The sequence below is a fragment of the Streptococcus sp. DFI.7.26 genome, assembly GCF_022240605.1.
Classification (GTDB): domain Bacteria; phylum Bacillota; class Bacilli; order Lactobacillales; family Streptococcaceae; genus Streptococcus; species Streptococcus xiaochunlingii.
This window is the reverse complement of sequence record NZ_JAKOGN010000001.1, coordinates 117,772-132,478: the sequence shown is the minus strand read 5'-3', so window position 1 is coordinate 132,478 and position 14,707 is coordinate 117,772. Positions and strand designations below refer to the sequence as shown.

Genomic DNA, 14,707 nt, shown 5'->3' with positions numbered 1-14,707 from the left:
TTTGACTTTCTTTTTATCTAGAGAGCTGATTAGTCTTTCCGATGCCTATCTGGGTCCCAAACGAAACTTGCGATATAACTAAATAAGAGGGTCAGTAGAGAGACCACCAAGACAAATGGCAACAGTAAAAACTTCAACAAACGGATGAGGATAAAAGGTTTACGATCATTGCGGAGTGCCTGAGATTCCGCATCTAAGCGATCAAACTCAGCCTGGATACGTCTTGCAACTTCTTCCACGCCCTCATCATTCATCTTTGCGATATCAGAAATATCAATGGGATGCCCAAAGTTCATATCAACCCGTTCACAAGTGGCTAAGCCTTTCAGGGTCATTGGACCCGTGTAAGTGACAGGCATAATGCGCACCTTAGCCATCTTAGCAATCACAGCAACACCACCCTTAACATCCTGAGAATGGCGGCTTCCACTTGGAAACATAATCAAGGAACGTTTGCTTTTCTTGAGCATATTCACTGGATATTTAATCGCTGCCGCACCTGGATTTTCACGGTCAATTGGGAAAGCCCCGCACATGCGAATCCACCAGCCAAAAATCCGATTGGTAAAGAGTTCCTTCTTAGCCATAAAGACAAATTGCTTGGGCTTGGTCGCAAAGGCCATGTAGACAGGATCCCACCAAGTTCGATGAGGAGCTACGAGAATGTAATTTTCCTCTTGACTCGGAATCAGTTCCTTATGATGGTAATGAGCATTTCCATTCAGAACCCATAAAATAAAGGTCACTAAGCCACGTAAATAGGTATAAAACATGCTGTCTCCTTTGATATTTCTCTTGTTTATCCATTATACCTTATCCTTCTCTTCCCCGCAAATCTTTTCAAAAACTTGATGACTCAACAAACCGACTGCACCTAGTCTTTTTCTTAAAAAAATGATATGATGTTTTTATGGAAATGAATGAATTAAAGGGATTAACCCATGAAGAGGTCCGCAAAAAAATACAGCGTGGCCAAACCAACGAATTTAAAGCGAATACCAGTACCAGTACCTGGCAAATCATCAAACGCAATGTCTTCACCTTGTTTAATGCTTTGAACTTTGTGATCGCCCTCGCTTTGGTTGCGGTACAAGCCTGGAGCAACCTGGTCTTTTTTGCAGTCATCTGCTTTAACGCCTTATCCGGAATTGCCACAGAGCTCCGCGCCAAACGGATGATTGATAAATTGAATTTGATGAGTAAGGAGCTCGTCACTGTCATCCGAGCTGGGGAAGAAGAAACCATTGCCCCAGAGGAAATTGTCCTTGGTGACCTGATTAAGCTATCAGCTGGAGACCAAATTCCGAGTGATGCCCTCGTTCAAAAGGGAGTTGCTGAAGCCAACGAAGCCATGCTGACGGGAGAAAGTGACTTGGTTCTCAAGGAAGAGGGAGACGAACTTCTATCCGGTAGCTTCTTAGCGAGTGGCCAGGTTTACGCCCGTGTCAAACGTGTGGGGGCCAATAACTATGCTAATAAATTAATGGTAGAGGCAAAAACTCTCAAACCCATCAATTCCCGCATTCTCTATAATCTCGCAAAAATCTCTAGTTTTACTGGAAAGATTATTATCCCATTTGGAATTGCTCTCTTCTGTGAAGCCTTTTTGATTAAACTGCTTCCAATGAAAGATTCTGTGATTACCTCTTCCACTGCTCTCTTAGGCATGTTGCCAAAAGGGATTGCCCTTCTGACAGTGACCTCTCTCTTGACAGCCGTGATCAAGTTAGGGATGCGCAAGGTCTTGGTCCAAGAGATGTACTCTGTGGAAACCTTGGCTCGTGTCGATACTCTTTGTTTGGATAAGACAGGAACCATCACCCAAGGAAAAATGACCGTCAAAGGCATTCACTCCCTGTCTGAACACTTTTCTGAAGAAACTATCGAAGTTATTCTCGCTGCCTATATGCAAAATTCTGAGGATAACAACCCAACTGCCCAAGCTATCCGCAAAGCATTTGGCGAGTTAGAACACGCTTATACAGCCGAATCAATCATTCCATTTTCAAGTGATCGAAAATGGGGTGCCATGACTCTGACAAACTTGGGGACCGTTTATTTGGGGGCACCAGAAATGCTCCTCAAAGAAAATCCTCCAGCGGTATTGGAAGCCCAAGCCCATGGATCTCGGGTCTTGATCTTAGCTCGCAGTGTGGAAGCCATCGATATGCATGATTTGACCTTGCCAAGTGATGTAGAAGCGATCGCCGTCATTGAAATCCTCGATCCAATCCGCGAAGGGGCTGCCGAAACCTTGGATTATCTTCGCTCCCAAGATGTGGATCTCAAAATCATCTCTGGTGATAATCCTGTCACTGTTTCTTACATTGCTAAGGAAGCTGGTTTTGAAAGCTACGAAAGTTATATTGACTGTTCTAAGATTGAGGACGATGAGTTGGTGGACCTAGCTGAAAGTACAGCCATTTTTGGACGGGTTTCTCCTCATCAGAAGAAACTTTTGATTCAAACCCTCAAGGCCGCTGGTCGAACCACTGCCATGACAGGGGACGGGGTCAATGATATCCTAGCCTTACGAGAAGCTGACTGCTCCATCGTGATGGCCGAAGGCGATCCTGCAACCCGTCAAATTGCCAATCTCGTCTTGTTAAACTCTGACTTTAATGATGTTCCAGAAATTCTCTTTGAAGGTCGTCGGGTCGTCAACAACATTGGACGAATAGCTCCTATCTTCTTTATTAAGACGATCTACTCCTTCATTCTGGCGATTATCTGTATTGCAAGCGCTCTTTTATTTGACATCAACTACTTGTTGATCTTCCCATTTATTCCGATTCAGATTACACTGATTGACCAGTTTGTCGAAGGATTCCCTCCATTTGTCTTGACCTTTGAACGAAACATTAAGCCAGTGGAAAAACACTTCCTCAAACGATCCTTGCATCTGGCCTTACCAAATGCCTTGATGGTTGTCTTTAGCGTCTTATTTGTTCGTTTATGGGGAGCTCATCATGGCTGGTCTAGCCTGGACATGTCTACCCTTTCCTACTACTTGTTAGGATCTATTGGCTTCTTGTCCGTTATTCGGGCTTGCTTGCCACTTAATATCTGGCGAGGTCTCTTAATTATCTTCTCTGTCTGCGGTTTCTATCTCTCTGCCTTTTACTTGAAAGGTCTGATTGAAATCGGAACATTGACAGCTGTGACCTTCCCAGTCTACCTTGCCTTGATGGCTCTCTTTACGGGAATCTTCATCTTGGCGACTATTTATCAAAAATATGAATTTGATTAAACAACTCTTGGATATGGATGGAACAAAAGTTCTGTCCTTATTTTTTCTTATCCCTTTCTATGCTTTTCCCCGCCCTCTTTTCATGCTATAATAGAGCCATGAACGATATCGAATTAAAAGACGGCGAACGCGTCAACCAACTATTTTCTAGTGATGTAAAAATCATTCAAAACAGAGAGGTTTTTAGCTATTCTATTGATAGTGTCCTTTTGTCACGTTTTCCTAAGTTGCCCAACCGTGGTCTGATTGTCGATCTTTGTGCCGGCAATGGTGCTGTCGGACTCTTTGCTAGCACGCGCACTAAAGCAACCATCGTTGGAGTGGAGATACAAGAAAGACTAGCGGACATGGCAGAGCGTTCCATCCAATTAAATGGCCTCTCCGACCGTATGTCCATGATTACCGATGATTTAAAAAACTTGCCCCACCATTTCCCTGGTAGTAAAATCGACCTTATTCTCTGTAATCCTCCCTACTTTAAAGTGGACGAGCATTCCAATTTAAATGAGAGCCCTCATTATTTGCTAGCTCGTCACGAGATCACCACCAATTTGGACCAAATTTGTCAAGTGGCCCAACGGACTCTCAAGTCCAATGGCCGACTCGTCATGGTACATCGTCCGGATCGCTTCTTAGATATCATTGAAACCATGAAACACTACAATCTGGCTCCTAAACGGATTCAATTTGTCTATCCCAAGGTCCATAAAGATGCCAACATGCTTCTCATTGAGGCCATTAAAGATGGATCGCGAGATGGTCTAAAAATTCTGCCTCCACTGTTCATCCATGAGGAAGATGGAAGCTATACGCCGGAGATTCATGAGATTTATTATGGAAACTAAAGCTTATATGTATGTAGTCCAGTGTGCAGATGGGACCCTCTATACTGGCTACACCACCGATATCGAACGCCGTATCAAAACCCACAATGCTGGCAAAGGCGCCAAATATACACGTCCCAGACTTCCTGTGACCTTGATCTACCAGGAGTCTTTCCCCGACAAAAGAGCTGCTATGTCAGCCGAGGCACTCTTTAAACGGAAGAGCCGAGAGGAAAAACTGACCTATATCAAGCATCAACAAACCAAGCTGGATCCAGAACAGAAAAAAACTAAATAATTGTTTGCACACTAAAAGGAGCCCCAAGAGCTCCTTTTTTTAATCATCTAGGATTCGTCATCAAGGGTCTTTAAAAAAGCCCAGTTTCCAACACTTTGGTTTCCATAGTCAAGCACCATAGAATCTAATAGGACGAATTCATTTTTTTCATAGAAGAAAACATTTTGCTGGGTACTGGTAATCAAACCTAGACGCTTACAACCTTTGGCCTTGACGTAAGGTTCTATCCCATTTTGGAGAAAATGACTACCAACCCCTTGCCCCTGAACAGTCGGGCTCACAGCAAACATCATCAAATACCAGTCGAAGTTTCCGGATTTTTTCAAATGTTGCTCCGAACGCTCCACCAGGTCCAGATATTTCATCAATTTCCAAGGGCTAATGTAACGGAATAACTTGAAAATTCCATTTAGTAAATAAGAGACCATCGAGAAATCCTTTTGTTGCAAGAGTCCTACTGCTATAATTTCTCCATCTCGTTCAGCAACTAAGCACGTTTCCCCTTTGATGTAGAGCTTGACTAACAAGGTATGTAATAGCTCAATAAAAGCTGGAAAATATTCCGGCTTTTTTAAATCTTCTTTAATGACGGTTAAAAATGGATAATTCATAAAAGCATCAGCACAGACTTTTCCAATTAGCTTGTACTCATCTAGCCTTGCTTCTCTATATACGATCCTTTCCATACGCCAACTCCTTCATTCTAATAAAACTATTATACTCTAAAACACTCTTATTTTCGATTGTAATGTGAAATTATCACATAAATCCTTACAAATCAGAAGCCATTTGAATAGTGAATGAAAGCTTAATCAGATTTATGAACATTGGGAACCAATTTTTGATGAATGACGGAACTACTCCTGCACGGAAATAAAAAAATAGTCCTTCTAGATTTTTCTAGAAAGACTATTTGATACGTTAGGAACTAAGAAAATTAAATACGCTCTTTCCAAGAAGTTGCGACTTGGTCTAAGACTTGGTTAAGTTCTTCAATGTTGCGACGACCTTCGGTACGGAGCCACTCACGAGCTGCTGCTTCGCCATTCTTGATGTAGGCTTCAACTGATCCAGCCCAAGTTGCGCGACCACAAAGGACCCCGTTGAAGTTCGCGCCTGCTTCATGCGCAAAGACGAGGGTTTCTTGGAAAAGTTTGGCAGAAACACCTGCACTCAAGTAGATGTATGGAAGGTTGGTTGCTTCTTCTTGTTCTTTAAAGAAGGCAGCAGCTTCTTCACGGCTATGAACGATTTCTCCATCGCCAAAGCCTTCAACGTATTTGACATTGACTGGCACTTCTACCTTCAAGACATCGATGTTGAAGCGTGGGTCTGAGAAGACTTTCATAGCTTCGATAACCTTGCGAGGTTTTACTTTCGCATATTCTACAGAACCGGCATCCGCAATGGTTTCATCATAAGCCAAGATTTCAAGGAAGAATGGAATTTCTTCTGCAGCACATTCTGAACCGATGCGTTCGATGTAGGCTTGTTTTTCTTGGTTGAGTTCTTCTGCACTATCCACATCATAGTAGAGCAAGAATTTCACTGCATCTGCACCCTGTTCTTTGATGCGTTTAGCTGACCAAAGGTTGAGGCAGTCTGGCAGACGTTTTGTGCTAGAAGTGTCGTAGCCTGTTTTTTCATAAGCCAACAAGAGACCTGCTTCTGCATCCAAGACCTTAGTCGCAGGAAGGCCATACTCAGGGTCCAAGAGCATAGAAGATGCGAATGGTGTCAATTCTTCAGCCACCAAGACCTTCAACTCTTCCATTTGAGCCACTGTTGGTTCTGTGTCTTGATACTGAGCCATGAGGCGTTTCAAGGCACCACGTTGGTCAAAAGCCAAGGCTGAGATCACACCCTCTTTGGTGCTCAATTTTTCTAAATAGTTGCGTTTTTGTTCTGTTAATACCATCTTATACCTCTTTTACAATTATATTCTGATACAAATCATCGTAGTGGGCCATATTGACATGCCCTGTCATCTTTTCTTGGGCATTTAGCATCCCTAGGACCATAGCATGGGTCAAGAGGGCCGCGTCATCTTTTCCGCTACTGAGGGCAGCAGAGATCCCAGCCACGGTTGAATCTCCAGATCCCACTGGATTGACCACTTCTATTTTTGGAATATCCACCTTATAGAAGCTGTCTCCATGTTTGGCAAAGGCACCATCTCCACCTAAGGAGACGATAATCCATTCGATTCCTTCAAACAGTGGGTCTTTCAAAACTTCTTTTAAGTCCTCAAAATCCGCCGAAACATCTCGTCCTAAGAGTTGAGATAATTCTTCGCGATTGGGTTTAATCACCGTTGGTTTAAATGATGAGTGAAGAACCGCTTCTAAAGATTTGCCTGATGAATCAAGTACAACCTTGCGTCCTGCTTCTTTTGCAATCTCAATTAGGCTCGCATAATAGTCCACTGGTAGACCTGTAGGAAGACTTCCCGAAATAGCAATCACATCCGCTGTCGGCATGAGGAGTTTGAAATGGTGAAGGAATCCCAAAGCTTCCGTCCGGATAATTTCTGGACCCGCTTCTAAGATTTCTGTTTGATTTCCTTCATGCAAGATGGCGATACAGTTCCGCGTATCTCCAAGGATATCATAGAAGAAGGATTGGACATCTCGTGGAAGATGGGTCTTGATAAATTGACCATTGGTCCCGCCAACAAAACCTGTTGCTCCAACTGTTTCACCGCTCTCAGCTAGGACGCGAGTGACATTTAACCCTTTACCACCAGCCGTCTTAGAAACTTCCGACACACGATTCACAGTATCCAACTTTAATTCTTCCAAGGGATAAGAAATATCAATGGAAGGATTCAAGGTGACAGTTAAGATCATAAGCACACCTCTTAGTCGTGGTATTCACCACGATCCCATTTTTCAAGGAATTCTGTAAAGAAGTCTGCATCTTCTTGGTGATCATTATGGGTTTCCAAATGTTGAATCTTGGCAATCAGTTTCTTGTTTTCTTCACTTGGTTTGTATTCTGCATGGATGAAAGCTTCAATGATATCACACATGAGCAACTCACCGGTTACTTTTCCACCAAAACCAATCACGTTGGCATTCAACTCTTCTTTCGCATAAAGAGCAGTTGTCATGTCGCGAACCAAGGCTGAACGGATTCCTGGCACCTTGTTAACTGCATTGTTAATCCCAACACCAGTACCACAGATACATACTCCAAGATCAGCTTGACCACTAGCGACTGCTTCTCCGACTTTTTTACCAAAAATTGGGTAGTGGGTACGCGCGTGGTCATAGGTTCCGAAGTCAAGGACTTCATAACCTTTTGATTTCAAAAATTCAGAAACAGCCATTTTTTCATTTGTGACAATATGGTCACATCCAATTGCAATTTTCATTCGTATACTCCTCCCCTTAGCACATCTTGTTGAGCATATCGACACGGATTTGGTGGCGACCGCCATCGTACTTACCGTTTACAAAACCTTTGGCGATATTCTTGGCCAATTGGTCACCCACGATTTGAGCACCCATGGTGATCATACGAGAATTGTTGTGGCCACGAGTCATGTAGGCAGAACGCTCATCTGAAACTTCTGCCGCAACCATTCCTTTAATTTTAGTAGCGACCATGAATGGACCAGCACCATAGGCATCAATGACGATACCAAGATTGTCTTCTGCTTGTTTGACTTCCTTAGCGACAGCCAAAGTCACATCGACAAAGTCTTGCCCTTCTTCTGTCACATCCACTACTTGGAAACCTTCTGCTTCCAAATATTCTTTGACTACTTCTTTTAAGCGGATACCTGCTGCATCCGCACCAATAATAACTGACATATTATGCTCCTTCTTTTAATTCATTTTTCAATCAAATACAGAAACTTCTATATTCAACAACATTATTTTCTATAAAATTTCGATTTCAAAACTTAGTTCAGCTGTTTGACCTGCTGGCAAAAGTCGAACTTGCTTTTTATATTCCAAATAATCACTCTCTTCAAGGGAAGTGGATAATCCAGACCAAGGTTCTAATGCGATAAATGGCCCTTTATTTGGCGTTGTCCAGATAATCAAGTTTGAAAAATCTGGAAAATGCAGACTTACCCCCTTCTCGTGCTTTTTAGAGCGGAGAGTCACCCTTCTTGATTGTAAGCAATCTAAGGTGATGGCATCCTTTTGGAAGAGATCGTAATCGAGATTTAGAATTTTCTCTTGCTGTAAGAAAGGTGTCCGATCAAAGACGTTTAGCAAGCCTGTCTCTGGATAGGATTTTGGAATGCTACAGGTCTCTTCTTGTTCGAACTCCAGGTAGTAATCTTCAAAACCTTCATCTGCCATTAACGGACAATTAAATCCTGGATGACCACCAACGAAAAAGGGCATGACTCCTTCCTCACCAAGATGGTGAACCCGATAGGTTACTTGAATCATCTTACCTAGCAATTGATAGGAAATTTCTAATCTGAAATGGTAGGGATATTGCTGATACATTTCTTCCGTATCTTCTATCCCAAAAGTCACTCGATCTTCTGTTTGCTCTACCAGCTCAAAGTTTTTCTTGCGAACCAGCCCATGGCGAGGGATCTTCCCAACACCTTGAGGGCGATACATGGTTGTATCATTTCGAACCGAACCACAGATAGGAAAGAGAACCGGGGCTTGGCCACTCCAATACTGAGCATCACCCTGCCAAAGATACTCGATACCATCCTGATCTTTGATAGAGGCCAGCTCACCACCTAACTCCTTGAAACAAACTTCCAGATCATTATTTTTTAAAGCTATCCTCATATTTCACTCCTTAGCATGTTATTTTAGAGAAAAAACTAGGCTACCTCCCTCCATATCTGGAAATTGATACCCTAGTTTTATCAAGTTACATAGTTAGGAGCGGATTATTTTGCATTTGCTGCGTATTCTTCGTTACGTTTGATCATTTGTTTTCTGTACCATGCAAAGATTCCAACGTAGAATGCTAAGAAGGCAACAACACCAACAATAGCTTTGATGTCTCCTGTAGTTGCGTTACCAATAGTCCAACCAAGAAGTTTTTCAACTGGTCCCTCAAGAGTTGAGTGAGTGATCAATTGAGCTTTATCAACTCCTTCTGGGAAGGCATGGACACTTTTCGCCAATACTGTTGCAAATGGTGCGATAAGAGTACCTGAAAGAAGGAAGAGTGGCAACAAGAGTGTTCCAAATACGATCATACGGATCAATTTACCACGTGTAACAACCAACAAGGCTGGAGTCACACCCATAGCGATGATCCCTGCAAGTGGCAAGATACCATTTCCGACTTTAGAAAGAAGCACTGCTTCGATCAACATGATTGGTGCAAGTACGTTGGCACAAGCCCAGATTTCTGCACGACCAGCGATAAATGGCCAGTCCAAACCGATGTTGAATTTACGTCCTTGAAGACGTTTAGTAGCAACGTTTGTAATACCTTGTGACAATGGTTCTACCGCTGCGATGAACCAAGAACCGATCAATGAGAACAATTCCAAGCAGACACCAGCAGTCAAACCAAGGCTCAACCAACCTTTAATAACCAATTCCCAAGTTTTAGCATCAGCTACATCAGCAACTGGATGTGGAGTACCCATGATACCAATAATGATACCGAGAAGGAAACCGATAAAGAATTTAGATCCCCAGAAACCGATCTTCTTGTTCAATTTAGCTGCGTCGAAGTCGTATTTATCAAGACCTGGGAAGAATTTGTCAAAGATTTTATCCAAAACCATGATGATTGGGTTCATCATGTAGTTCATGTGAGTTGATGTCATTGGTGAAGAGCTAGGTGCATTCAACAAATCATCAAATGTTGGTTTCATCAAGTCTGAGTTAATGATCTTCATAATCCCTACTAGGACTACTGCTAGAGTTGCAACGAAGAGAGAAACTCCTGCGCTAACTCCATTTTTATCAGCATACCATTTAATCAAAAGACCTGTGATAGACAAGTGCCAGATATCGAAGATATCGACATCAAGTGTATCTGTTTTCTTCAAAGCTAGCATAGCAACATTGACAACCAACATAACTAGCAAGAAGTAAAGTGTCCAGGCAGACCCCCAAGTGATGGTCGCAAGTGGCGCCCAACCTACGTCTGTGATATTCAATTGAATACCAGTGTTCTCAACGAATTTTGCAAGAGACGCTGAGAAAGCTCCATTCAACATACCGATGATTGCACCGATACCAGTAAGAGCGATGGCAAGTTTAATACCACCTTCAAGCGCTTTGGAGAATTTCACTCCAAACAAAAGTGCCAATAGAGTTAGGACGATCAACATGATGATCGGTGCACCCATATCTAGAATGGGTTTGAAAAACTTATTGGCAAAATCGATAATGCCATTCATAATAAATCCTCCCGATTTATATTTTACAAAATTAAGAATGTCAGCAATTTCCAACATAGGAATCACTTACAAAATATAGATGAAGAAATTAGCTTAAGCCGTGTTCTTTGATTGCTGCTTCGATATTGTCATATACCGGAGCGCTCATTGCTGGGATACGGAACAAGATTGGACCAGCTTCAACTACTGGAATACCAGGATCAAAGCCTAAATCTGTTGCAGCGATTGGTGTAAAGATATCATAACCTTTAATCAAGTCTTCATTCACATCTTTTACCATTACCGCATCACATTGTACATCATATCCACGGTTTGAAAGCTCTTCTTCTAGAGCACTTTTGATTTGGTGGCTTGAGTTAACCCCTGCACCACAGGCAGCTAAAATTTTAATCATTTGAATGACCTCCATTATAAATATATTTATTTGTTACTATTAAGCAATCGCTTCTGTGATATAGCGATATAAGTCTTCTTCAGTTTCCAATTTCGACATGTTTTCAAGATTTCCATTTGTCGTAAAGAAATCCATCAAATGCGCCAAAATGTTTGTTTGGCTGGAACTAGAATTGTTAATGATGAAGAATAAAAGAGAAACTTCTACTTCTTTATCAGGTGCGATCATATTGTGGAAGGTTACCGGATTTTTCAATCGAACAACTACAATATTCTCTGTCAGGTTATGGATGATATCCGTATGAGGAATCGCTACATTCGGAAGATCTTTTCCTAGAAATTCCATATCCAAACCAGTAGGGAACGATTTCTCTCTTTCTTTTAATGCAGCTCGATAAGAATCTGTCACAATCTGACGTTCTTCCAATAAAGTTGCAACTTGGTCAAACAATTCCTCTTGATTCGCAACATCTAGGCAAAAGACTAATTCCCGATTAAACAGTTGATTTAATCCCATCTTTTCACCCCTTCCACTTTTAAAATATCTTTTAATTACATGATAAGTATATCACTATATGAATGCGCTGTCAATTACAATATGTAATTTTTTGTTCTTTTTTGTTTATTTTTTATAGATTTATTTATAACCCCCTCCCCTATTTAAGGATATAAAAAAGACCAGAATCTGCTTGAATCCTGGTCTTTTAGCTCTTTCTTTAGGAATCTTTACAAAATTTTTGTATAAGAATTGTATTTTTCTCGCACCTTTTTAGAGATAGAATGATCGGTAATCACCGCATCTAAATCATCTAGACGGTAAAAAGCATAGAAAGAATAGCTATCAAACTTACTGTTATCTGCTACTACATACTTTTCAATGGCATTGTTAAGAATAATTTTATTGCCGTTTCCTTCTTCTTCGTTTGCAGTCATTGCTGTATGACCATCAATTCCATTTACCCCGATAAAGGCTTTCGAAACCTTAATTTCCTTTAAGAGTTTATTTGCAAACTGTCCTACAAAGGTCTGTGTCTTGACCCTATAGCGTCCGCCAACTAGAATGATATCACAATTCGGTTGGTCTTTTAATTTTTCAAAAATCGGCAAGGAATTGGTGACAATACTGACATGTTTCCCTTCAAGATAATCGCCAATAAAATCTGTAGTGGTCCCTGCTCCAATAAATATTGTATCGCCTTCATCGATCAAAGCCGCACATTTTTGAGCAATTTCCTTTTTCTCTTCCACGTTCAACATGTTCTTTTCTGTATGGGAGACTTCTGTCAGACTATCCTTGATTTTTCGATGGGCCCCTCCATGAACACGAACCAACAATCCTTGTTCCTCTAAGTCCATCAAATCACGTCGAATAGTCATATCGGTTACACCCAAGAAATCGCTTAGATCCTTAACAGAGACTACTTCGTTTTTGTCCAACTCTTGTAAGATTGCTACATGTCTACTCTCTTTCATATGACGTCCTACTTTCCTATTTCTGCTTTCATTATACTATAATAGTGATCATTTTCAATAAGAAACAAACATTTTGTCCAATTTTTTCTATATTAACCACTTATTTTGTTGATCATTTTTGTAGATAAATTAAACTTTTTGTTCATTTTTTTAAAAAAAGTAAATTTTTTTTAGCAAATCTGTTGACAGGGCTCATAAAAAGTTGTATTCTTAATATGTTAACAGAATTGGTAACGCTACCACAGAGTGATAGCAAACGTTTTGTTTACGAATTTCGGTCTCCTTATAAATATACAAGGGTAAACAGTTGTTTACCCTTGTATTTTTTATTTATCTCCTTTGTTCCGAATCACAAAACCTGTTTTCTTCTCGCTTGAAGTATTACGAGGTTTTTTATGATCCTTGCGGTAACGCTTCTCTTTGTCAAAACGATCATTGGAACGACCACCCTTTCGGTAGTCATCACGACGACCATTGCCGCGACGATCACGATCTCGACGATCATCACCACGTCGTCCACCGCGACCAGATTTGCCTTTGCCACCAAATCCACCACCAGATGGTTTAAATGGTAATGGTTTCTCACGCGCAATTTCAACTTCTGGAAGACTGTCTGGATCCTGAACTGTCAAGCTAAGGATGTACATGGCCAATTCTTCTGGGCTGAATTCTGCAGCCAATTTACGAGCGTCTTTTGCAAATTTTTCGAAGTTACCTCGAATAGCTTCATCCGCAAAATCACGTTCAATCTTCTTCAGTGCAACCTGCTTCTTAGCTTGGAAGGCTTCTTCTGCTGTCGCAGGTTTGAGACCTTTCATGCGTTTCTTGGTCAAGTTTTCGATGATTTGGAGGTAGCCCATCTCATTTGGTGCTACGAAAGTAATCGATTGACCTGACTTACCAGCACGACCTGTACGGCCGATACGGTGAACATAGCTTTCTGGATCTTGTGGAATATCATAGTTGTAGACATGGGTCACACCTGAGATATCCAAACCACGAGCTGCAACGTCTGTTGCAACAAGGACATCCAGATTGCCATTTTTGAAATCACGAAGGACTCGAAGACGTTTGTTTTGGTCAAGGTCTCCATGAATCCCTTCTGCACGGAAACCACGGATCTTCAGACCACGAGTCAACTCATCTACACGGCGTTTGGTACGACCAAATACGATCGCAAGCTCTGGTTGCTCCACGTCCATGAGACGAGTCATGGTGTCAAATTTTTCTTGTTCTTTAACTCGGATATAGTACTGGTCAACCAATTCTGTTGTCAACTCTTTCGCCGCAATCTTCACATGCTCAGGGTCTTTCATAAATTGAACCCCAATGCGTTTGATAGCTTCAGGCATGGTTGCTGAAAAGAGTAAGGTTTGACGATTTTCTGGGACACGTGAGATAATGGATTCAATATCCTCAAGGAAGCCCATGTTGAGCATCTCATCTGCTTCGTCAAGGATGAGCGTTTCAATATCATGCAACTTCAAGGCCTTGCGTTTGATCAAGTCTAGAAGACGACCAGGCGTTCCAACTACGATATGAGCACCTGATTTAAGAGCCTTGATTTGTTTTTCAATACTTGAACCACCATAAACAGAACGGACTTTTACACCCTTGCTTCGACCAAAGCGAAAGAGTTCTTCCTGACTTTGCACAGCTAGTTCACGGGTTGGTGCAATGACCAAAGCTTGAATGGTCTGGTCTTCTGTACGAATTTTTTCAAGGGTTGGCAAGCCAAAGGCTGCAGTTTTCCCTGTACCTGTTTGAGCTTGACCGATAACATCTTTTCCTTCAAGAGCCAACGGAATGGTTTGTTCTTGAATAGGACTTGCTTCTACAAATCCTGCTTTATCAACTTCTGCTAACAATTCAGCAGATAAGTTCAATTCATTAAATTTCATGTTTTTCTTCTTTCTAAAGATAGTGCGAAGCCATCCTATAGCGCTTAGTTTATACTTTTCTTGTCATGACGTACTTTCAGTTTTCATGAAAGACCGTGTTGCTTCTTTTCCACTAAAGAAAAGTACTGCTTTTTTGCAACTTATCTAGTATACCATAGACCAGGGTTAAAAGATAGTAAAACGAAACAGGTTGAAAAGTTTTTAGTGGGTAACCCC

The 14,707-nt window shown here is 41.5% G+C and carries 15 protein-coding genes; 3 read left to right on the top strand and 12 right to left on the bottom strand.

Annotated elements, in window-relative coordinates; genetic code table 11:
- Positions 1–29: 29 nt before the first annotated feature.
- Positions 30–773 (bottom strand): 1-acyl-sn-glycerol-3-phosphate acyltransferase, encoded by a 744-nt coding sequence (locus tag L0M85_RS00735; protein ID WP_238656116.1) that lies wholly within the window; start codon positions 771–773, stop codon positions 30–32.
- Positions 774–910: 137 nt separating this feature from the next.
- Here L0M85_RS00735 and L0M85_RS00730 point away from each other — a divergent pair, with 137 nt between their 5' ends.
- The 3 genes from L0M85_RS00730 to L0M85_RS00720 all read left to right on the top strand — a co-directional run bounded on the left by L0M85_RS00730 (position 911) and on the right by L0M85_RS00720 (position 4,372).
- Entirely contained in the window at positions 911–3,250 is a 2,340-nt protein-coding gene (locus L0M85_RS00730) for a cation-translocating P-type ATPase (RefSeq protein ID WP_238656114.1), read from the top strand.
- A 98-nt stretch (positions 3,251–3,348) separates the two neighbouring features.
- Positions 3,349–4,095, top strand: coding sequence for a tRNA1(Val) (adenine(37)-N6)-methyltransferase (locus L0M85_RS00725; RefSeq protein ID WP_129268764.1), 747 nt, complete (start codon positions 3,349–3,351; stop codon positions 4,093–4,095).
- Positions 4,085–4,372: a GIY-YIG nuclease family protein gene (locus L0M85_RS00720; RefSeq protein ID WP_048789614.1), complete on the top strand. Its 288-nt coding sequence runs from the start codon at positions 4,085–4,087 to the stop codon at positions 4,370–4,372. The genes L0M85_RS00725 and L0M85_RS00720 overlap by 11 nt, the downstream gene beginning before the upstream one ends.
- Positions 4,373–4,419: 47 nt before the next feature.
- Here the strand turns inward: L0M85_RS00720 and L0M85_RS00715 are convergent, their stop codons facing one another.
- From L0M85_RS00715 to L0M85_RS00665, 11 genes are all read right to left on the bottom strand, one after another.
- Entirely contained in the window at positions 4,420–5,058 is a 639-nt protein-coding gene (locus L0M85_RS00715) for a GNAT family N-acetyltransferase (RefSeq protein ID WP_238656112.1), read from the bottom strand.
- 251 nt (positions 5,059–5,309) lie between these two features.
- Positions 5,310–6,290: a tagatose-bisphosphate aldolase gene (gene lacD, locus L0M85_RS00710; RefSeq protein WP_048689162.1), complete on the bottom strand. Its 981-nt coding sequence runs from the start codon at positions 6,288–6,290 to the stop codon at positions 5,310–5,312.
- Position 6,291: 1 nt separating this feature from the next.
- Complete coding sequence (locus L0M85_RS00705; RefSeq protein WP_238656110.1) at positions 6,292–7,221, bottom strand: tagatose-6-phosphate kinase; 930 nt, start codon at positions 7,219–7,221, stop codon at positions 6,292–6,294.
- Positions 7,222–7,232: 11 nt separating this feature from the next.
- Entirely contained in the window at positions 7,233–7,748 is a 516-nt protein-coding gene (lacB, locus tag L0M85_RS00700) for a galactose-6-phosphate isomerase subunit LacB (protein ID WP_023026585.1), read from the bottom strand.
- 16 nt (positions 7,749–7,764) lie between these two features.
- Positions 7,765–8,190: a galactose-6-phosphate isomerase subunit LacA gene (lacA, locus tag L0M85_RS00695; RefSeq protein WP_023026584.1), complete on the bottom strand. Its 426-nt coding sequence runs from the start codon at positions 8,188–8,190 to the stop codon at positions 7,765–7,767.
- A gap of 69 nt (positions 8,191–8,259) precedes the next feature.
- A complete protein-coding gene (locus L0M85_RS00690) occupies positions 8,260–9,144 on the bottom strand; it encodes an aldose 1-epimerase family protein (RefSeq protein ID WP_238656108.1) in 885 nt (294 codons plus the stop codon).
- A 104-nt stretch (positions 9,145–9,248) separates the two neighbouring features.
- Positions 9,249–10,724 carry a PTS galactitol transporter subunit IIC gene (locus L0M85_RS00685; RefSeq protein ID WP_238656106.1) on the bottom strand — a complete coding sequence of 492 codons (1,476 nt, stop codon included), beginning with the start codon at positions 10,722–10,724 and terminating at the stop codon, positions 9,249–9,251.
- Positions 10,725–10,812: 88 nt separating this feature from the next.
- Complete coding sequence (locus L0M85_RS00680) at positions 10,813–11,118, bottom strand: PTS sugar transporter subunit IIB (protein ID WP_006148587.1); 306 nt, start codon at positions 11,116–11,118, stop codon at positions 10,813–10,815.
- A 39-nt stretch (positions 11,119–11,157) separates the two neighbouring features.
- Complete coding sequence (locus L0M85_RS00675) at positions 11,158–11,634, bottom strand: PTS sugar transporter subunit IIA (protein WP_048689142.1); 477 nt, start codon at positions 11,632–11,634, stop codon at positions 11,158–11,160.
- A gap of 209 nt (positions 11,635–11,843) precedes the next feature.
- The gene (locus L0M85_RS00670; protein ID WP_238656104.1) at positions 11,844–12,590 is read right to left on the bottom strand and encodes a DeoR/GlpR family DNA-binding transcription regulator; all 747 of its coding nucleotides are present in this window, start codon (positions 12,588–12,590) and stop codon (positions 11,844–11,846) included.
- A 326-nt stretch (positions 12,591–12,916) separates the two neighbouring features.
- Positions 12,917–14,491: a DEAD/DEAH box helicase gene (locus L0M85_RS00665; RefSeq protein ID WP_238656102.1), complete on the bottom strand. Its 1,575-nt coding sequence runs from the start codon at positions 14,489–14,491 to the stop codon at positions 12,917–12,919.
- Between the last annotated feature and the right edge of the window lie 216 nt (positions 14,492–14,707).

What these genes read in the sequence shown, in the direction of transcription:
- L0M85_RS00735 (WP_238656116.1), bottom strand. Translation starts at nt 773, where the DNA reads ATGTTTTATACCTATTTACGTGGCTTAGTGACCTTTATTTTATGGGTT.
- L0M85_RS00730 (WP_238656114.1), top strand. Translation starts at nt 911, where the DNA reads ATGGAAATGAATGAATTAAAGGGATTAACCCATGAAGAGGTCCGCAAA.
- L0M85_RS00685 (WP_238656106.1), bottom strand. Translation starts at nt 10,724, where the DNA reads ATGAATGGCATTATCGATTTTGCCAATAAGTTTTTCAAACCCATTCTA.
- lacB (WP_023026585.1), bottom strand. Translation starts at nt 7,748, where the DNA reads ATGAAAATTGCAATTGGATGTGACCATATTGTCACAAATGAAAAAATG.
- L0M85_RS00665 (WP_238656102.1), bottom strand. Translation starts at nt 14,491, where the DNA reads ATGAAATTTAATGAATTGAACTTATCTGCTGAATTGTTAGCAGAAGTT.
- L0M85_RS00715 (WP_238656112.1), bottom strand. Translation starts at nt 5,058, where the DNA reads ATGGAAAGGATCGTATATAGAGAAGCAAGGCTAGATGAGTACAAGCTA.
- lacD (WP_048689162.1), bottom strand. Translation starts at nt 6,290, where the DNA reads ATGGTATTAACAGAACAAAAACGCAACTATTTAGAAAAATTGAGCACC.
- L0M85_RS00680 (WP_006148587.1), bottom strand. Translation starts at nt 11,118, where the DNA reads ATGATTAAAATTTTAGCTGCCTGTGGTGCAGGGGTTAACTCAAGCCAC.
- L0M85_RS00705 (WP_238656110.1), bottom strand. Translation starts at nt 7,221, where the DNA reads ATGATCTTAACTGTCACCTTGAATCCTTCCATTGATATTTCTTATCCC.
- L0M85_RS00670 (WP_238656104.1), bottom strand. Translation starts at nt 12,590, where the DNA reads ATGAAAGAGAGTAGACATGTAGCAATCTTACAAGAGTTGGACAAAAAC.
- L0M85_RS00720 (WP_048789614.1), top strand. Translation starts at nt 4,085, where the DNA reads ATGGAAACTAAAGCTTATATGTATGTAGTCCAGTGTGCAGATGGGACC.
- L0M85_RS00725 (WP_129268764.1), top strand. Translation starts at nt 3,349, where the DNA reads ATGAACGATATCGAATTAAAAGACGGCGAACGCGTCAACCAACTATTT.
- L0M85_RS00675 (WP_048689142.1), bottom strand. Translation starts at nt 11,634, where the DNA reads ATGGGATTAAATCAACTGTTTAATCGGGAATTAGTCTTTTGCCTAGAT.
- lacA (WP_023026584.1), bottom strand. Translation starts at nt 8,190, where the DNA reads ATGTCAGTTATTATTGGTGCGGATGCAGCAGGTATCCGCTTAAAAGAA.
- L0M85_RS00690 (WP_238656108.1), bottom strand. Translation starts at nt 9,144, where the DNA reads ATGAGGATAGCTTTAAAAAATAATGATCTGGAAGTTTGTTTCAAGGAG.